Genomic DNA, 17538 nt, shown 5'->3' with positions numbered 1-17538 from the left:
GCTCGCGAAGGGGTCCGCATCAACAACACAAAAACCACCATCACTGGCGTCGATATTCACCATCGCCGCGATTGCCTTCCGCTTGAACGCCGTCAGCGTAGGATCAATTCCAAGCCAACACGAAACCCCGAATCGGAGGGGAACCTCATGCTGATCCATCTGCTGACCTGCCTGGCCCTGACGGCGTTCACATTGAGTGTGTTTGCCTGGTACGTCCTGAGCGAGGAACAAACATCATGATTCACACTGTCACCCTCGCCGTACGTTTTCCGGTGTTCGGCAACAATTTCTACGCGCAGGAATTCGAGTCACGTAAAGAGTTGACTCTTCTATTCGACGAGAAGTTCGAGGCGTTGCTGATCCCGGCAGCCGATCATCACTTCAGCAACGAAGTGGTCGGGCTCAATGATCAGTTCCGTTTTTTGAATGATGTGCTGGTCGAGCATCTGCTGGATGTCGAACTGGCAAAAAGCTCGGCCCGTTCGTTCGGGTTCTGACAGCGACCGCCGGTCGCCCGGGCACGGACGGCAACCGCTCACAACGTTCGCTGGCTATTGCCGATCCCCTTGGCAATATCAATCCCCCAATCCATCGCCGCTTCCATGTCCAGCATGTGCGGCCGCGGGTCGTGGTTCTCATCGATGGCCGAGCCGTCCGGCCGATAGACACCGATGAACATACCCAACGAACCGTCCTTCAATATCTCTGCCTTGACTTTGATGTTGCATCCGTTCGATAGCGTTTCCTTGTGCTCCATATGGCGCTCGGTCATGACTGCATCGCTCCCCTGACTGAATTCAAACCCTACTGGCCATGCTAGCTCAGCCCTCCGGAATGCGCCGATTGGCAGGACCGGAGGCCGGCCCTGACAGCGGCGCAATGCCACCTATACTCAAGGCCACCTCCCCCCTGGGGATCTGCACGTCCAACAATAAAAAGCAGAGGTGGAACATGGTCTGGCAGCAAGTCTACGATCCGTTCGGTAACCCGGTGCTTTCAACGCTCATGGCGGCTGTGCCGGTGGTGGTGATGCTGGCGTCCCTCGCGTTTTTTCATATCAAGGCGCACCTGGCGGCGTTGCTCGCCCTGGCCTCGGCCTTGCTGATCTCGATCTTCGCCTTCGGCATGCCGGCGAACATGGCCGGTTCCGCGGCGCTGTTCGGTGCGGCCAACGGCCTGCTGCCGATTGGCTGGATCGTGTTGAACATCATCTTCCTGCATCGCCTGACCACCGAGAACGGTTCGTTCAAGGTGCTGCAAGACTCCCTGGCGCGCATCACCGATGACCGGCGCCTGCAATTGCTGCTGATCGCCTTCTGCTTCGGGGCGTTTTTCGAGGGCGCGGCCGGTTTCGGTACGCCGGTGGCGGTGACCGGGGCGATTCTGATCGGGCTGGGGTTTTCGCCGCTCGCCGCTTCAGGGCTGGCGCTGATCGCCAACACCGCCCCCGTGGCGTTCGGCGCCCTCGGCACACCGATCATCACCCTGGCCAAGGTCACCGGACTGGATGAAATGGAGCTGTCGATGATGGTCGGCCGACAGTTGCCGTTCTTCTCGGTGCTGGTGCCGTTCTGGTTGATCTGGGCCTTTGCCGGCTGGCGCAAGATGGTGGAAATCTGGCCGGCGATCCTGGTGGCCGGGGTCAGTTTTGCCGTGCCGCAGTTCCTGGTGTCCAACTATCACGGGCCGATGCTGGTGGACGTGATCGCCGCACTGATTTCCATGGCCTGCCTGACCGGTTTCCTCAAGGTGTGGAAACCGGCCACCGTGCATACCTCCGCCGCCCTGTCCGGCCGGGTCGACAACTCGAAGATCGACGCCGAGCACGACGAAAAGCCTGTACCCACTGCAACCTTTGCCAATGAAGCAAAACCGGCAGTGATGCGGGCGTGGATGCCGTGGCTCATCCTCACGGTCTTCGTGTTCATCTGGGGCACCCAGGGCTTCAAGAACACCTTCGACACCCGCCCCGCCATCGACCCGCAAACCAGTGCCGCCAAGCTCGATCCCCAGGGCAAGCCGATGCGCGAGGCGAACCCGCTGTTTGCGCCGGTCGTGACCTTCACCACCCTGCACTTGCAGGTCGAGAAAGTCCCGCCCGTGGTGGCCGCGCCGAAAACCGAAGAAGCGGTGTACAAGTTCACCTGGTTCACCGCTACCGGCAGCGGCATTCTGCTGGCGGCGATTGTCGGCGGTTTGCTGATGGGGTACTCGATCCCGCAACTGATTCACCAGTACCTGCGCACTTTGTGGGTGGTGCGTTATTCGCTGATCACCATTGCGGCGATGCTCGCGCTGGGCTTCCTCACGCGCTACTCGGGCCTGGATGCGACCATGGGCCTGGCTTTCGCCGCGACGGGCATTTTCTACCCGATGTTCGGCACCCTGCTCGGCTGGCTCGGCGTGGCGTTGACAGGTTCAGACACCGCGTCAAACGTGCTGTTCGGTGGCCTGCAACGGGTGACATCCGAGCAGTTGGGCATCAGCCCGGTGTTGATGGCTGCCGCCAACAGTTCCGGGGGGGTCATGGGCAAGATGGTCGACGCCCAGTCGATCGTGGTTGCCTCCACCGCCACCCGCTGGTACGGCCATGAAGGGGAAATCCTGCGCTACGTATTCTTCCACTCGATTGTGCTGGCGATCCTGGTCGGTGGCCTGGTGACGCTGCAGGCCTACGTCGCGCCGTTCAGCCATATGGTGGTGGGCGGGCATTGAGTCGAATACAAGCGTAATTCTGCTTGAGCCTGATCCTTGTGGGAAACCTGATCCCTGTGGGAGCGAGCTTGCTCGCGATGGCGGAGTGTCATTCAACATAGATGTCGAATGGTCTGCCGCTATCGCGAGCAAGCTCGCTCCCACAGTGGATGGTGCTTTTTTATTGAATGAATCGTCTGTCGAGCAGACAACGATCCCATGGACAGCTGAGCCTGACGGGCCAATGATTAAGACAGTGGACCGCGAAAACAGACCTCACGCATCAACAAAACGAGTGTCGAGCGCCGATGAACATTCTCTACGATGAACGCGTTGACGGCGCCTTGCCCGACGTCGACAAACAGGCGCTGTTGCACGCCCTGCAAACCCGCTTGCCAGCTCTTGAGATCCTGCATCAGCGCGAGGAAACCAAGCCCTACGAATGCGACGGGCTGTCGGCCTATCGCACCACGCCGATGCTGGTGGTGCTGCCCCGATCCATCGACGAAGTCCAGGGGGTGCTGCGGGTCTGCCATGAACTGCGCGTCCCCGTCGTGGCCCGTGGCGCGGGCACCGGGTTGTCCGGCGGCGCGCTGCCCCTGGAGAAAGGCGTGCTGCTGGTGATGGCGCGCTTCAACAACATCCTGCACATCGATCCAGCCGCCCGTACCGCTCGGGTTCAGCCCGGCGTACGCAATCTGGCGATTTCCCAGGCAGCGGCACCCTTCGGCCTGTATTACGCGCCGGATCCTTCCTCGCAAATCGCCTGTTCCATCGGCGGCAACGTCGCGGAAAATGCCGGTGGCGTGCACTGCCTGAAGTACGGCCTGACCGTGCACAACGTGCTCAAGGTCGACATCCTCACTGTCGATGGCGAGCACCTGAGCCTGGGCTCCAACGCCCTCGACGCCCCCGGTTTCGACCTGCTGGCGCTGTTCACCGGATCCGAAGGCCTGCTCGGGGTGATCACCGAGGTCACGGTCAAGCTGCTGCCCAAACCGCAGACCGCCAAAGTGCTGCTGGCGGCGTTCGATTCCGTGGAAAAAGCCGGGCGCGCCGTCGGCGACATCATTGCCGCCGGCATCATCCCCGGTGGCCTGGAAATGATGGACAACCTGGCCATCCGCGCCGCCGAGGACTTCATCCACGCCGGTTATCCGGTGGATGCCCAGGCCATTCTGCTGTGCGAGCTCGATGGTGTCGAAGCCGATGTCTCAGATGACTGCGACCGGGTGCGCCAGGTACTGCAACAGGCCGGCGCCACCGAGTTACGCCAGGCCAAGGACGAAGCCGAGCGCGTGCTGTTCTGGGCCGGGCGCAAGAATGCCTTCCCGGCGGTGGGTCGCCTCTCGCCGGACTACTACTGCATGGACGGCACCATTCCCCGTCGCGAACTGCCCGGCGTACTGCACGCCATCGCCGAGCTTTCGAACGAATACGGCCTGCGGGTGGCCAACGTGTTCCATGCCGGCGACGGCAACATGCACCCGCTGATCCTGTTCGATGCCAATCAACCCGGTGAACTTGATCGAGCCGAAGCCCTGGGTGGCAAGATTCTGGAGTTGTGCGTGAAGGTCGGCGGCAGCATCACCGGTGAACACGGCGTGGGCCGCGAGAAGATCAACCAGATGTGCGCGCAGTTCAACAGCGATGAGCTGACCCTGTTCCATGCCATCAAGGCCGCCTTCGACCCCAGCGGCCTGCTCAACCCCGGCAAGAACATTCCGACCCTGCACCGCTGCGCCGAATTCGGTGCCATGCACATACATGGCGGTCAATTGCCCTTCCCCGAGCTGGAGCGCTTCTGATGCACGGCCCTGAAGATTTCGATGACAGCCAGTCACTGCTGGAACAGGTCAATCAGGCGCTGGAAAACGCCACGCCCTTGCGCATCCAGGGTTCCAACAGCAAAGCCTTTCTCGGCCGCACCACGGCCGGGGAGATTCTCGACACCCGCTCGCACCGGGGTATCGTCAGTTACGACCCGACTGAACTGGTGATCACCGCCCGTTGCGGCACACCGTTGTCGCAACTGACGCAGGTACTGGACGCCGCGCAACAGATGCTGCCCTGCGAGCCACCATCCTTCGGCGACGGCGCCACCGTCGGCGGCATGATCGCCTGCGGGCTGTCCGGGCCACGGCGCCCGTGGTCCGGTTCGGTGCGCGATTTCGTGCTCGGCACGCGGGTCATCACAGGGCAAGGCAAGCTGTTGCGCTTCGGTGGCGAGGTGATGAAAAACGTCGCCGGCTACGACCTGTCGCGCCTGATGGCCGGCAGTTACGGCAGCCTCGGGCTGATTACCGAAGTTTCCCTCAAAGTGCTGCCCAAACCCCGGCAGTGCCTCAGTATCAGCCTGGAAATGGACGCCGAACGGGCCTTGTTGCGCCTGGCGGAATGGGGCCAGCAGCCGTTGCCGATCAGCGCGGCTTGTCACGACGGTTCACGCCTGCACCTGCGGCTTGAGGGCGGTGAAGGTTCGGTATCGGCGGCCCATGAGCGCCTCGGAGGCGAACGGCTGGAGTCTTGCTGGTGGGACGATCTCAACGAACAGCGCTTGAGTTTCTTCGATGAAGACCAACCGCTTTGGCGCCTGTCACTGCCGCACAACACGCCACTTCTGTCGTTGCCGGGGCGCCAGTTGATCGACTGGGGGGGCGCCCAGCGCTGGCTGAAATCCGATGCCGAAGCGGCGTACATCCGCCAGGTCGTCGACGAGGTCGGTGGCCATGCCACCTGCTTCAGCCACGGCCTGACCGACACTCCATTCCAGCCTCTGCCCCCGGCCCTGATGCGCTATCACCGCAACCTGAAACAACAGCTCGATCCACGGGGTATCTTCAACCCCGGACGCCTGTACGCGGAGCTTTGAACCATGCAGACGACCTTGAGTGAACGCGCCAGCCAATTGCCCCGCGCCGCAGAAGCCGAAAGCATCCTGCGCACCTGCGTGCACTGCGGGTTCTGCAATGCCACGTGCCCGACCTATCAATTGCTCGGCGATGAACTGGACGGACCACGGGGTCGCATTTACCTGATCAAGCAGGTGCTGGAAGGCAACGACGTCACGCAAAAGACCCAGCAGCACCTGGACCGCTGCCTGTCGTGCCGCAACTGCGAAACCACCTGTCCGTCGGGCGTCGACTACCACAACCTGCTGGACATCGGGCGGGCTGTGGTCGATGCGGCGGTGCCACGCCCCCTCGGTCAGCGCCTGTTGCGCGAGGGTTTGCGGCAGACTGTGCCGCATCCAGAGCTGTTCAAGAGCCTGGTCAATAGCGGTCAGGTGTTCCGCGCGCTGCTGCCCGGCAACCTGCAAAGCAAGTTGCCGCGCAATGTCTACCCGGCCAAGCCGCGACCCATGACCCTGCGCGAGCGTCAGGTGCTGATGCTCGAAGGTTGCGTGCAGCCCAGCCTGTCCCCCAACACCAATGCCGCGGCGGCGCGGGTGCTGGACCGGTTGGGGATCAGCGTCATCGCGAGCCGCGAAGCCGGTTGCTGCGGCGCCGTGGACTACCACCTGGACGCCCAGGCTGCCGGCCTCGATCGTGCCCGGCGCAACATCGACGCGTGGTGGCCGAGCCTGGAAAAAGGCGCCGAGGCGATTGTGCAGACCGCCAGCGGTTGCGGCGCCTTCATCAAGGATTACGGCCACCTGCTCGCCAGCGACCCGGCCTATGCCGACAAGGCAAAAAAGGTCAGTGCGCTGGCCCGGGATCTGGTGGAAGTGTTGCGCGACGAACCGCTGGAGCAACTCGGCATTCACGCCTCGCAACGTCTGGCCTTCCATTGCCCCTGCACCTTGCAGCACGGGCAGAAACTCGGCGGTGCCGTGGAAGCGCTGCTGACCGGCCTCGGTTTCAACCTGACCTCCGTCCCCGACGGGCACCTGTGCTGCGGTTCGGCGGGCACCTATTCGCTCACCCAGCCCGAACTGTCGCGACAACTGCGCGACAACAAGCTCGACGCCCTGGAAAGCGGCCATCCCGAAGTCATTGTCACGGCCAACATCGGCTGCCAGTCGCACCTCGACGGCGCAGGGCGAACCCCGGTGCGGCACTGGATCGAACTGGTCGAAGCCAACTTGCCTTAACCGAACCCTGGAGATGCCCATGAACCGCAAAGCTGTCCTGAGCCAGGCCGAAGTCGGCCAGATCCTCACCGCCGCCCGCGCCGAAGCACAGGCCAATCAATGGGCCGTGACCATAGTGGTGGTCGATGACGGCGGCCACCCGCTGGCCCTCGAACGCCTCGACGGCTGTGCACCTGCCAGCGTGTATATCGCTACCGAAAAGGCACGCACCTCAGCCCTCGGGCGGCGCGAATCGAAAAGCTATGAGGACATGGTCAACGCTGGGCGCTACGCTTTCCTCTCGGCACCCTTGCTGACTTCGCTTGAGGGTGGCGTGCCGATTGTTTTTGATGGACAGGTGATTGGTGCTGTCGGGGTGTCGGGCGTCAAGCCCGAACAGGATGCGCAGGTAGCTAAGGCCGGGGCGCAGAGCCTGAAATGAGATGTTGGCTTCACCCTTTTCCCCTGTGGGAGCGGGCTTGCTCGCGAAGAGAGAGTGTCAGTCGAAGACATTGCTGTCTGACAGACCGCTTTCGCGAGCAAGCCCGCTCCCACAGGGGCCGCGTTAAACCAGACGAGAGGAGCTGAATCCATGACCCGTCTAACCGCAAAAGACTTCGCCCCCGAACTGCTGGAACTGTACGACTACTACGCCCACGGCAAGATCAACCGCCGGGAGTTTCTCGACCGTGCGGCGCTGTTTACCTTCGGCGGTTTGACCGCTGGAGCCCTGCTCGCAGCGCTAAGCCCCAACTATGCGCTGGCCGAGCAGGTTTCCTTCACCGATCCGGAGATTATTGCCGAGTACATCACCTACCCGTCGCCCAAGGGCCACGGCCAGGTTCGCGGTTATCTGGTGCGTCCGGCCAAAGCCACCGGCAAAGTACCAGCAGTGGTGGTCGTGCACGAAAACCGCGGGCTCAACCCGTACATCGAAGATGTGGCCCGGCGGCTGGCCAAGTCCGGCTTCATCGCCCTCGCCCCGGACGGCCTGAGTTCGGTCGGCGGTTATCCGGGCAATGACGACAAGGGCCGCGAGCTTCAGGCCAAGGTCGACCCGGAAAAGCTGATGAACGACTTTTTCGCCGCCGTCGAATGGATGATGAAAAACCCTGCCGCCAGCGGAAAAGTCGGCATCACCGGATTCTGCTACGGCGGTGGCGTGACCAACGCCGCTGCCGTGGCCTATCAGGAACTGGGGGCCGCCGTGTCGTTTTATGGCCGTCAGCCAACGGCCGAGGAAGTGCCCCGGATCAAGGCCCCGGTGATGTTGCACTACGGCGAACTGGACACGCGGATCAACGAAGGCTGGCCCGCCTATGAGCAAGCGTTGAAGGCCGGGGGCAAGACCTATGAGGCCTACATTTATCCGGGCTGCAATCATGGCTTTCACAATGATTCGACGCCGCGCTTTGACGAGGCGGCGGCCAAGCTGGCGTGGGAGCGGACGTTGGGGTGGTTTCGCAAGTATCTGGTTTGACTGGAAGTCCGGGGCTGGCCCCTTCGCGAGCAAGCCCGCTCCCACATGGATCTCTGTCGCACACAGATCTTGTGTTCACTGGAGATCCAGTGTGGGAGCGAGCTTGCTCGCGATGGCGGTATGACTGTTGGTGACTACTTCGGTTGAGCCACGGTCCGCAGATACGGCTTCAGGGTCTTGAAGCCATCCGGGTATTTCTTCTTCGCGTCTTCATCGGACACCGAGGTCGGGATGATGACGTCTTCACCCGGCCGCCAGTTCACTGGCGTGGCGACGGTGTGTTTGGCATTGAGTTGCAGGGAATCAAGCAGACGCAACACTTCATCGAAATTGCGCCCTGCGCTCATTGGGTAGATCAGCATGGCCTTGACCTTCTTGTCCGGGCCGACGATGAACACCGAACGCACCGTGGCGTTGTCCACTGCCGTGCGCGCGCCGCCGCTGGCATTGGGGTGGATCATGTCGTAGAGCTTGGCCACCACCAGATTTTCGTCGCCGATCAGCGGGTAGTTCACCGCCGTGCCCTGGGTCTCGGCGATGTCACCGACCCAACGGTTGTGGTCACTGACAGGGTCGACGCTGAGGCCCAGGACCTTGGTGTTGCGCTTGTCGAATTCCGGTTTGAGTTTGGCCAGGTAACCCAGTTCGGTGGTGCACACCGGGGTGAAATCCTTGGGATGGGAAAACAGGATGGCCCAGCCATCGCCGATCCATTGGTGAAAGTTGAGGGTGCCTTCGGTGGTGTCGGCGGTGAAATCCGGTGCTTCGTCGCCAATGCGGATAGCCATGTTCGATCTCCTTGCAGTGATGGACAGGGACGCCGTCAGGGCAGCGAATGCGCTTTCAACGGCATGGACGCGACTCAGTATAGGAGAGGTTCGGCGACTCGCCGCAACGGGTTGAACACGTCGCTAGCCCACCAGCGCAATCAGTTGCTGACGCTGGGCATCGGTGAGCATCGGGCCGAAACCGGCCCGGACATTTTCCGCCATGTAGCGCGGGTTGCCGGTGCCGGGAATCACGCAGGTCACCGCCGAATGTGACAGCAGGTACTTCAGTGCCAGTTGCGGCCAGCTCTTGACTCCGACTTGCGCCGCCCAGCCTGGCAGCGGCTTATCTTTCAGTTTGGCCAGCAAGCCGCCACCGCCAAACGGCCGGTTGCAGATCACCGCCACTCCCCGCTCGCGGCACAACGGCAGCAAGCGTTTCTCTACGCCGCGATCATCCAGGGCGTAGTTGATCTGCAAGAAATCCACTGGCTCGGCCTTGAGTACCGCTTCCACTTCTTCATAGGCCGACGCCGTGTAATGGGTGATGCCGATGTAGCGGATGCGCCCAGCTTCCTTCCAGTGGCGCAGGGTCGGCAGGTGCGTCCGCCAGTCCAACAGGTTGTGGATCTGCATCAGGTCGATCCGGTCGGTCTGCAACAGGGCGAAGGATTGTTCCATCTGCGCGATGCCTTCTTCGCGGCCCCGGGTCCACACCTTGGTGGCCAGAAAGGCCGGCGAGCGCGGCTCATGGATCGACAGCAGTTCGCCGGTGGTCTGTTCGGCGCGACCGTACATCGGCGAGCTGTCGATCAGCTTGCCACCCTTCTCGAACAACGCGTCCAGCACCGCGGGCAAGTCCTTGTAGGCCGGTTGCGAAGGCTCGACATCGAATCCGCGATAAGTGCCCAACCCTACGATCGGCAAGGACTCGTTGCTGGAAGGAATGGCGCGGGTCTGCATGGTCTTGCCTCCTGTTCCCGTCGACGGCACGGGTTGTGCCACCGCCTGACCGAACGTGAAGACCGCCGAAGCACCGGCAGCCAGCGTGAGTATTGCTCTACGGGTGTACCCCACAGGATGGCTCATAAAACGCTTCTCACCAGTCGCCAGGGTCCGGCCTGTTGCGCCGACAATACGGATAACCCGCGCCAAGGGTCGATTGACTACACTCAGAAAGCCTTGTGGCGCCAGCCATTTTCAAACCCCGAGCAGCCAATGCCGCCCACTAACGTTAGTCGAATGTCGCGCACCCTGTTGTTACTCGTCGTCATCGTCGCTGCGTTGTACCTGGCGCTGTGCGTGGCGCTGTTCGTTTTCCAGCGAGCGCTGATTTACTACCCGCAACCGCGCGCCGTCGGGACTGCCGCGACGCTGCTCACCCTGCCGACTACCGACGCACAGGTGCTGGTGTCCATCCGGCCGCACGAGGGGCCCAACGCGCTGATTTATTTTGGCGGCAATGCCGAAGACGTCTCGCGCAACCTGCCCGGGTTCTCCCAAGCGTTCCCTGACTACGCCCTGTATCTGCTGCATTACCGTGGTTATGGCGGGAGTTCCGGCTCACCTTCCGAAGAGGCCATTGCCCGCGATGCCATCACCTTGTTCGACCAGGTACATGCCAGCCATCCGCATGTGGCAGTGGTCGGACGCAGCCTGGGTTCCGGGGTGGCCGTGCGCCTGGCCAGCGAGCGCCCGGCGGCGCGACTGGTGCTGATCACGCCCTACAACAGCCTCGAAGGGCTCGCCGCCCGTCAGTTCCGCTGGTTTCCGGTGCGCTGGTTGTTGAAGGACAAGTTTCAGTCCTGGCGGTACGCCGCCCGCATCACCGTGCCGACATTGTTGATCGCGGCCGAGCATGACGAGGTGATTGCGCGCTCAAGCACCGAGCGCCTGTTGAGTCACTTCACCCGTGGTGTGGCGTCATTGCAGGTCATTGCGGGGACGGGCCATAACTCGATCAGTGACAGCCCCGACTACCTCAAACGTCTGCGTGAAGGGTTGTAAAACCTGAGTGCGAGGTGCCTTTTCCCATGACGAAATACGACCGTTAATCCGAGAGTTCACCCACGCCGATTAAAAACATATTTTTATGCCTATATTGATATTGTCGAACATTCCCACTCTCAGAGGGTGCCGTCATGAATATCAAGATCCTGGCTTTGCTCCTGCTGGCTTTCTGCGCGCAACCGGTCTGGAGCCAGACGCCTGCCGCCTCACCTGCCGCTGCCGACAGCCCCGCGCTGACCACGCGCCTGGCCCTTCGCGACCTTTGGGTCGAACACATTTTCTGGATCAGAAACTACGCGCTGGCCAATCAATCCGCCGACCAGAAGCAAGCCAAAGTGGCGGCGGACCAGGTGGTCGACAACGCCACCAAAATCGCCAACAGCATCGCCCCGCTCTACGGCCAACCGGCAGCCGATCAGTTGCTCAAGCTGCTTGCCGGTCATTGGGGCGCGGTGAAACACTACAGCGATGCCACCGTCGCGAAAGACGCGAAAGGCAAGCAGGCTGCCGTCACCGAGTTGACCGGCAATGCCAAGGCGATTGCGGCTTTCCTGGCCACCGCCAACCCCAATCTGCCTGAAGCCACGCTGGTCAACATGTTGTCGGCCCATGGCGGTCACCACGTCGCCCAGATCGATGAATTCTCGGCACACGATTACACCGGCGAAGCCCGCACCTGGGCGATGATGCGCACGCACATCCTGGCCCTGGCCGACGCCTTGACCGGCGCGCTGGTCAAGCAATTCCCGGACAAGTTCTGATATCGCGCGAGGGCACACCATGCTGGAAGGACTGGGCCGAACACAGCAGGACCTGCTCAACGCACTGCTGCACCATGGGGGCGGCATGAGCATTGACGAGTTGGCTGAGCACCTGGCAGTCACGCGCACGGCGATCCGCCAACACCTGGCGGCGCTGGAGCGTGACGCTCTGGTGCTGCGCGGCGACACCCGGCCGACGGGTCGTCGCCCCGAGCAGTTGTATCAGCTCACCGACCACGCGCGGGAGCAGTTCCCTCGCCATTATCAGCTACTGGCCAGCGTATTGATTGATGAAGTCGCCGCCATCATCGGCCCTGAAGCCCTGGCCTCGCTGATGCGCAGCATGGGCCGCAAACTGGCTTCGGACCGTGAACAGCAGGTCGTGGAGGAAGCCAGGATCGTCCAGCACATGAACCAGGCGGGCTACGAAGCCGAGGTGTTTTTTCGCTCAGGCGGCACCCCGGAAATCGTCGCGCATAACTGCGTGTTCCATCGCCTGGCCGCTGCCCACCCGGTGGTCTGCGAACTGGACCTGGCCTTGATTGGCGCGTTGGGCGGCGGTGAAGTCGAGCACAGCGAGTGCATGGTGCGCGGCGGGCATGTCTGTCGCTTCAGGCTGCGTCCGAGCGAAACCCCGGAGCCACCACTCGAACACTGACCTTACAGTTCGATCATCTGCATGTTGGCTTTGAGAAAGCCCATTAACTCGGCTGCCGCTGGCGACAGGCTGTGCCCCTTGCGACACAGAATGCCGATCTGGCGTTCCAGCCGCGGTTCTGAAAGCGGCAGGAATGTCAGTTTCTCATTGCCCTGCGGGAACGCCAGGGACGGCAGCGTCGTGATGCCAATGCCCTCTTCAAGCATCGCGATCAGCGAAATCATGTTGGAGACGAATAGCAGACTGCTGTCCAGCAACCCCGCCGCTTCCGTGCCCGCGAGTAAGCGCGAGGTGCCATTGCGCACAAACGGATAGGCTTGCAGGCTCGACCAATGCAAGGCCTCGCCTTTGGCCACCAGCGGATGATCGTGGCGGCAGACTACCCCCACCCGATCACTCAGGATCGGCACGAACTCAATGTTCTCGTCCGCCATCCACACGCTGCTGATCGCAAAATCCACCTGCCCCTGGACCAACAACTGCTGCACGCTGTCGGCATTGCCGTCCTGCATGCTGATCTGCATTTTCGGATGCTCGCCGACAAACCGTGCGAGCAGATGCGGCAACAACCGACTGGCCACCGACGGCACCGTAGCGATGCTCACCTGACCGATTTCATGCCGCGCCAGCAGACTGACTTCGCGGGCGATACGATCGTGATGCGCCAGCAAATCCTGGAACAGCGGCAAGCAGTGCTCGCCGAATGGTGTCAGTTCGGTTTTGCCGCCCTTTTCGAACAATGGCTGCCCCAGCTTCTGCTCCAGTTCGCGCACAGCCAGCGACAACGCCGGTTGCGTGCGATAGGCCTGCCTTGCCGCGCCGTGGAAGCTTTTCAGTTGGGCAACCAGGACGAAATAGCGCAGTTGGGTAATCTTCAGCTCGGGAAGCACGGTAAGTTTTCCTTATCGTTTCATATTTATTATTAATTTTTATTTGCAGAGTAATACTCTCAAGATGGGGCCAACGCAATCGGAGGTTCCCATGGCACTGCAACCCTACAAAAACTACATCGGCGGCAACTGGTGCGAAGGTCAGGGCGTCATCGCCAACCACAGCCCTTCGGATGTTCAAGACCTCATTGGCCATTACCATCAGGCCAGCGCAGAACAGACACTGGATGCCATCGCCGCCGCCCGCGAAGCCCAGCCGCAATGGGCCGCCAGTGGCCTGGAACAGCGCCAGCAAGTATTGATGGCCATCGGCAACGAGTTGATGGCGCGCAAGGAAGAACTCGGCGAACTGCTCTCCCGGGAAGAAGGAAAACCGCTGGCCGAGGGCATAGGCGAAGTCAATCGCTGCGCGCAGTTCTTCCACTACTACGCGGCCGAAGTGCTGCGTCAGATGGGCGAGACGGCCGCCTCGGTACGCCCCGGCATCGAGATCGAAGTTCAGCGTGAACCGGTCGGCGTGATCGGCATCATCACGCCGTGGAATTTCCCCATGGCCACCGCCGCGTGGAAGATTGCCCCGGCCTTGGCCTTTGGCAACGCCGTAGTGTTCAAACCGGCAAACCTGGTGCCGGCCAGCGCTTGGGCCCTGACTGAAATCATCAGCCGTCAGGCCTTGCCCGCCGGCACCTTCAACCTGGTCATGGGCAGCGGCGCTGTGGTCGGCGAAAGCCTGATCCAGTCCGCCGACATCGATGCGGTGACCTTCACCGGCTCCCTGCAGACCGGTCGCCGTGTCGCGGTCGCCACCGCAGGCAATCTGGTGCGTTGCCAACTGGAAATGGGCAGCAAGAACGCCTTGGTGGTGCTCGATGACGCCGACCTCGAAATCGCCGTGGAATGCGCATTGAACGGCGCCTTCTTCGGTACCGGGCAAAAGTGTACGGCCTCTTCGCGATTGATCGTCTGCAATGGCATCCATGACCGGTTTGTCGAGGCACTGGTGACGCGCATGCGTCAACTGAAAGTCGGCCATGCCCTCGGACAAGGGGTGCAGATCGGCCCGGTGGCTGAAGCCCGGCAGCTGGAACAGAATCTTCATTACCTGCAACTGGCCGAAGACGAAGGCGCGACCCTGGTCGAGGGCGGTCAATTGTTGAATCTGGAACCGGCCGGGCACTATATGCGCCCCGCCCTGTTCACCAACACCCACAACACGATGCGCATCAATCGCGAAGAGGTTTTCGGGCCGATTGCCTGCGTGATCCGGGTCAACGATTACGAACAAGCCCTGTCGGTGCTCAACGACACCGAATACGGCCTCACCGCCGGGATCATCACCCAGTCCCTGCGTTATGCCAGCGACTTCAAGCGCCGTGCCCGCACCGGTTGCGTCATGGTCAACCTGCCCACCGCCGGCACCGATTACCACGTGCCGTTCGGCGGCCGCAAAGCCTCCAGTTTCGGGCCGCGCGAGCAAGGGCAGTACGCCCGTGAGTTCTACACCGTGGTCAAGACCACCTACGTGCGTCCTTGAACGGGAGATCACCATGCATGATTTATTAATGATCGACGGCCTGCAATATTCCCACTGGAACGAAGAGATCTTTCGCCAGATGCAGGAAGGCGGCCTGAGCGCGGTGCACGCCACCATCGCCTACCACGAGAACGCCCGGGAAACCCTGTCGCGCATCGGCGAATGGAACCGCCGCTTCGAAACCTGCCCGGAGCTGATTCGTCCGGTGCGCGAGGCTTCGGACATTCGTCTGGCGCATCAGGAAGGCCGCGTCGGGATTTTCTTCGGTTTCCAGAACTGCTCGCCGATTGAAGATGACATCAGCCTGGTGGAGGTTTTCCGCCAGCTCGGCGTGCTGATCATGCAGCTCACCTACAACAACCAAAGCCTGCTGGCCAGCGGTTGCTACGAGACCGAAGACAACGGCATCAGCCGTTTCGGCCGCCAGGTGATCCGCGAGATGAACCGCGTCGGCATGCTGATCGACATGTCCCACAGCGCCGAGCGCAGCACCCTGGAAGCCATCGAGTTGTCGAGCCGGCCGGTGATCGTGTCCCACGCCAATCCGTCGAGTTTCCACGCAGCCAAACGCAACAAGTCCAACGCGGTATTGCGCGGTATCGCCGAGTCCGGCGGCCTGCTGGGTTTCAGCACTTACCCGTTCCACCTCAAGGGCGCGTCGGGCTGCACCCTGGAATCGTTCTGCGACATGGTCGCCAGTACGGCGGAGCTGATGGGCGTCGAACACATCGGCATCGGCACCGACCTGTGCCAGCAACAACCCCTGCAAGTGCTCGAATGGATGCGCAATGGGCGCTGGAGCAAAGACAAGGATTACGGCGAAGGATCAAAGGACAACGCTAACTGGCCGGCACCGCTGCAATGGTTCCGCGACAGCCGGGATTTCCCGGTCATCGCCCAGGGCTTGCGCGACCGTGGCTTCGCCGAGGACGAGGTACGCAACATCATGGGACTCAACTGGTTGCGCCTGCTGGAAAACGCTACGACGGCGCAAAACTGATTCTTGATCGACACCGTGAGGACAGCATGAAAAATAACAACAATAGCCTCCCGTTCATCTCCCCGACCGGCGATGCACAGCTCCAGGCGCGTATTTTGGAGGCATCATGAAAACATCCGACTCCCTGCAAGCCGACGTCCAGCCACTGGACCTTGCACCGCCGAAAAAAGACATCGACTGGCCGCTGTTTTTAATCAGTGGCGGCTTCCTCGGCGCCTTCCTGATCGCGGCACTGATCGACATCGATGGCGTATCTCGGTTGGTGAACATGCTGTTCGCCTGGTCGACGAAGCTCTTCGGGTTGTACTGGCAGATCCTTATGCTGGCGACCTTTGCCATGAGCCTGATCATCTGCTTCAGCAAATGCGGGCGCGTCAGGTTGGGCGGCGTCGATCAGCGGCCCGATTCCAGCACCTTTAACTGGATCGCCGTGATCATGTGCGCCCTGCTCGCCGGCGGCGGTGCCTTCTGGGCGGCAGCGGAACCGATGATGCACTTCGCCAGCCCGCCGCCGCTGTTTGCCGGGATGCAAGCGCACACAGAAGCCGCCGCACACGTGGCACTGGCGCAATCCTTCGTGCACTGGGGCTTCCTGGCCTGGGCAGTGTTGGGCAGTCTGCTGGCCATCGTGCTGATGCATTTGCACTACGACAAAGGCTTGCCACTGGCACCACGCACCCTGCTCTATCCGTTGTTCGGTGAGCGTGCACTCAAGGGGCCGATCGGCACACTGGCAGACGCCACCTCAATCATCGCAGTGGTCGCCGGCACCATCGGCCCGATCGGTTTCCTCGGCCTGCAAATCAGCAGTGCATTGCACTCGGTCTGGGGCATTCCCAATGACCTGGTGGTGCAGTCCATCACCATCGTGCTGGTCACGGTGATGTACACCACCTCCTGCCTGGTCGGACTCAAGGGCATCCGTTTCGTCAGTGAAATCAACGTCTGGCTGATGATCGGTCTGGCGGTATTCATGGTGCTGCTGGGGCCCACCGCTTTCATTCTCGGCGGCTTTCCTACCGCGTTCGCCTTGCACCTGGAGCAGTTCATTCCGATGACCCTGTTCCGCGCCGATCCGAAATGGCTTGACTGGTGGACGGTGTTCTACTGGGGCTGGTTCATTGGCTACGCGCCGATGGTCGCCCTGTATGTGGCGAAGATTTCCCGTGGCCGGACCATCCGTGAAGTGATCATGACGCTGTCGATCATCGCGCCGCTGGTGACCATGTTCTGGTTCACCGTGGTCGGTGGCGCTGGCATCGGCATGGAATTGCAGACGCCAGGCATAGTCACTGCCCACGGAGCGCGGCCCGAAGACCTGTTGTTGGGCGTCACCCAAAACTTGCCCCTGGGTGGACTGATCTCAGCGCTGTTTCTGTTCCTGAGTTTCATTTCCGTGGCCACCAACGGCGATGCGATGGCGTTCACCGTGGCGATGGCCATGTCCAGCAATGACAAGCCGAAACCATGGCTGCGTGCATTCTGGGCCATCGGCATGGGTCTGGCCGCGGTGGTGTTGATCACCATTGGTTCGGGCGGGGTCACGGCGCTGCAGTCCTTTATCGTAATTACTGCCGTACCGGTTTCACTGCTGATCCTGCCGTCGCTCTGGGATGCACTGCGCATCGCCCGGCAGATGGCTCGCGAACAGGCAGTCTGATGATGAACAGTT

The 17538-nt window shown here is 61.7% G+C and carries 17 protein-coding genes; 13 read left to right on the top strand and 4 right to left on the bottom strand.

The features are described from left to right. Window positions 1-236: 236 nt before the first annotated feature. Window positions 237-497 (top strand): hypothetical protein, encoded by a 261-nt coding sequence (locus KGB29_RS05935; RefSeq protein ID WP_150814588.1) that lies wholly within the window; start codon window positions 237-239, stop codon window positions 495-497. Between the two features lie 38 nt (window positions 498-535). Here the strand turns inward: KGB29_RS05935 and KGB29_RS05930 are convergent, their stop codons facing one another. Next, the gene (locus tag KGB29_RS05930) at window positions 536-772 is read right to left on the bottom strand and encodes a hypothetical protein (protein ID WP_090456183.1); all 237 of its coding nucleotides are present in this window, start codon (window positions 770-772) and stop codon (window positions 536-538) included. Window positions 773-951: 179 nt separating this feature from the next. Between KGB29_RS05930 and KGB29_RS05925 the strand changes: the two genes are divergently transcribed. From KGB29_RS05925 to yghX, 6 genes are all read left to right on the top strand, one after another. Further along, window positions 952-2715 (top strand): L-lactate permease, encoded by a 1764-nt coding sequence (locus tag KGB29_RS05925; RefSeq protein ID WP_150814589.1) that lies wholly within the window; start codon window positions 952-954, stop codon window positions 2713-2715. Between the two features lie 287 nt (window positions 2716-3002). Beyond that, window positions 3003-4502, top strand: coding sequence for a glycolate oxidase subunit GlcD (gene glcD, locus KGB29_RS05915; RefSeq protein WP_102671877.1), 1500 nt, complete (start codon window positions 3003-3005; stop codon window positions 4500-4502). Further along, complete coding sequence (gene glcE, locus KGB29_RS05910) at window positions 4502-5566, top strand: glycolate oxidase subunit GlcE (RefSeq protein ID WP_150814590.1); 1065 nt, start codon at window positions 4502-4504, stop codon at window positions 5564-5566. The genes glcD and glcE overlap by 1 nt, the downstream gene beginning before the upstream one ends. 3 nt (window positions 5567-5569) lie before the next feature. After that, on the top strand, window positions 5570-6787 hold the full coding sequence (gene glcF / locus KGB29_RS05905) for a glycolate oxidase subunit GlcF (protein ID WP_150814591.1): 1218 nt from the start codon (window positions 5570-5572) through the stop codon (window positions 6785-6787). A 19-nt stretch (window positions 6788-6806) separates the two neighbouring features. Then, window positions 6807-7208: a heme-binding protein gene (locus KGB29_RS05900; RefSeq protein ID WP_150814592.1), complete on the top strand. Its 402-nt coding sequence runs from the start codon at window positions 6807-6809 to the stop codon at window positions 7206-7208. Between the two features lie 150 nt (window positions 7209-7358). Further along, the gene (yghX, locus tag KGB29_RS05895; protein ID WP_150814593.1) at window positions 7359-8246 is read left to right on the top strand and encodes a YghX family hydrolase; all 888 of its coding nucleotides are present in this window, start codon (window positions 7359-7361) and stop codon (window positions 8244-8246) included. 134 nt (window positions 8247-8380) lie between these two features. Here yghX and KGB29_RS05890 read toward each other — a convergent pair whose 3' ends face one another. Both KGB29_RS05890 and KGB29_RS05885 read right to left on the bottom strand, forming a co-directional pair. Further along, a complete protein-coding gene (locus KGB29_RS05890) occupies window positions 8381-9034 on the bottom strand; it encodes a peroxiredoxin (protein ID WP_056727305.1) in 654 nt (217 codons plus the stop codon). 123 nt (window positions 9035-9157) lie between these two features. Next, window positions 9158-10102, bottom strand: coding sequence for an aldo/keto reductase (locus tag KGB29_RS05885; protein WP_191626130.1), 945 nt, complete (start codon window positions 10100-10102; stop codon window positions 9158-9160). A gap of 129 nt (window positions 10103-10231) precedes the next feature. Here KGB29_RS05885 and KGB29_RS05880 point away from each other — a divergent pair, with 129 nt between their 5' ends. The 3 genes from KGB29_RS05880 to KGB29_RS05870 all read left to right on the top strand — a co-directional run bounded on the left by KGB29_RS05880 (window position 10232) and on the right by KGB29_RS05870 (window position 12442). Beyond that, the gene (locus tag KGB29_RS05880; protein WP_150814594.1) at window positions 10232-11020 is read left to right on the top strand and encodes an alpha/beta hydrolase; all 789 of its coding nucleotides are present in this window, start codon (window positions 10232-10234) and stop codon (window positions 11018-11020) included. A 134-nt stretch (window positions 11021-11154) separates the two neighbouring features. Then, window positions 11155-11784, top strand: coding sequence for a hypothetical protein (locus tag KGB29_RS05875; protein ID WP_150814595.1), 630 nt, complete (start codon window positions 11155-11157; stop codon window positions 11782-11784). A gap of 19 nt (window positions 11785-11803) precedes the next feature. After that, on the top strand, window positions 11804-12442 hold the full coding sequence (locus KGB29_RS05870) for a helix-turn-helix transcriptional regulator (RefSeq protein WP_150814596.1): 639 nt from the start codon (window positions 11804-11806) through the stop codon (window positions 12440-12442). 2 nt (window positions 12443-12444) lie between these two features. Here the strand turns inward: KGB29_RS05870 and KGB29_RS05865 are convergent, their stop codons facing one another. Continuing rightward, entirely contained in the window at window positions 12445-13332 is an 888-nt protein-coding gene (locus tag KGB29_RS05865; RefSeq protein WP_150814597.1) for a LysR family transcriptional regulator, read from the bottom strand. Window positions 13333-13423: 91 nt separating this feature from the next. Between KGB29_RS05865 and KGB29_RS05860 the strand changes: the two genes are divergently transcribed. The 3 genes from KGB29_RS05860 to KGB29_RS05850 all read left to right on the top strand — a co-directional run bounded on the left by KGB29_RS05860 (window position 13424) and on the right by KGB29_RS05850 (window position 17526). Then, window positions 13424-14866 carry an aldehyde dehydrogenase family protein gene (locus KGB29_RS05860; RefSeq protein ID WP_150814598.1) on the top strand — a complete coding sequence of 481 codons (1443 nt, stop codon included), beginning with the start codon at window positions 13424-13426 and terminating at the stop codon, window positions 14864-14866. A gap of 13 nt (window positions 14867-14879) precedes the next feature. Continuing rightward, complete coding sequence (locus KGB29_RS05855; protein WP_150814599.1) at window positions 14880-15866, top strand: dipeptidase; 987 nt, start codon at window positions 14880-14882, stop codon at window positions 15864-15866. Window positions 15867-15972: 106 nt separating this feature from the next. Further along, window positions 15973-17526: a BCCT family transporter gene (locus KGB29_RS05850; RefSeq protein WP_150814600.1), complete on the top strand. Its 1554-nt coding sequence runs from the start codon at window positions 15973-15975 to the stop codon at window positions 17524-17526. The last annotated feature ends 12 nt before the right edge of the window (window positions 17527-17538 follow it).

Origin of the sequence: Pseudomonas sp. BF-B-30, from assembly GCF_019956305.1 — a bacterium.
Taxonomy (GTDB): domain Bacteria; phylum Pseudomonadota; class Gammaproteobacteria; order Pseudomonadales; family Pseudomonadaceae; genus Aquipseudomonas; species Aquipseudomonas jessenii.
This window is presented reverse-complemented; position numbering and strand designations above follow the sequence as displayed.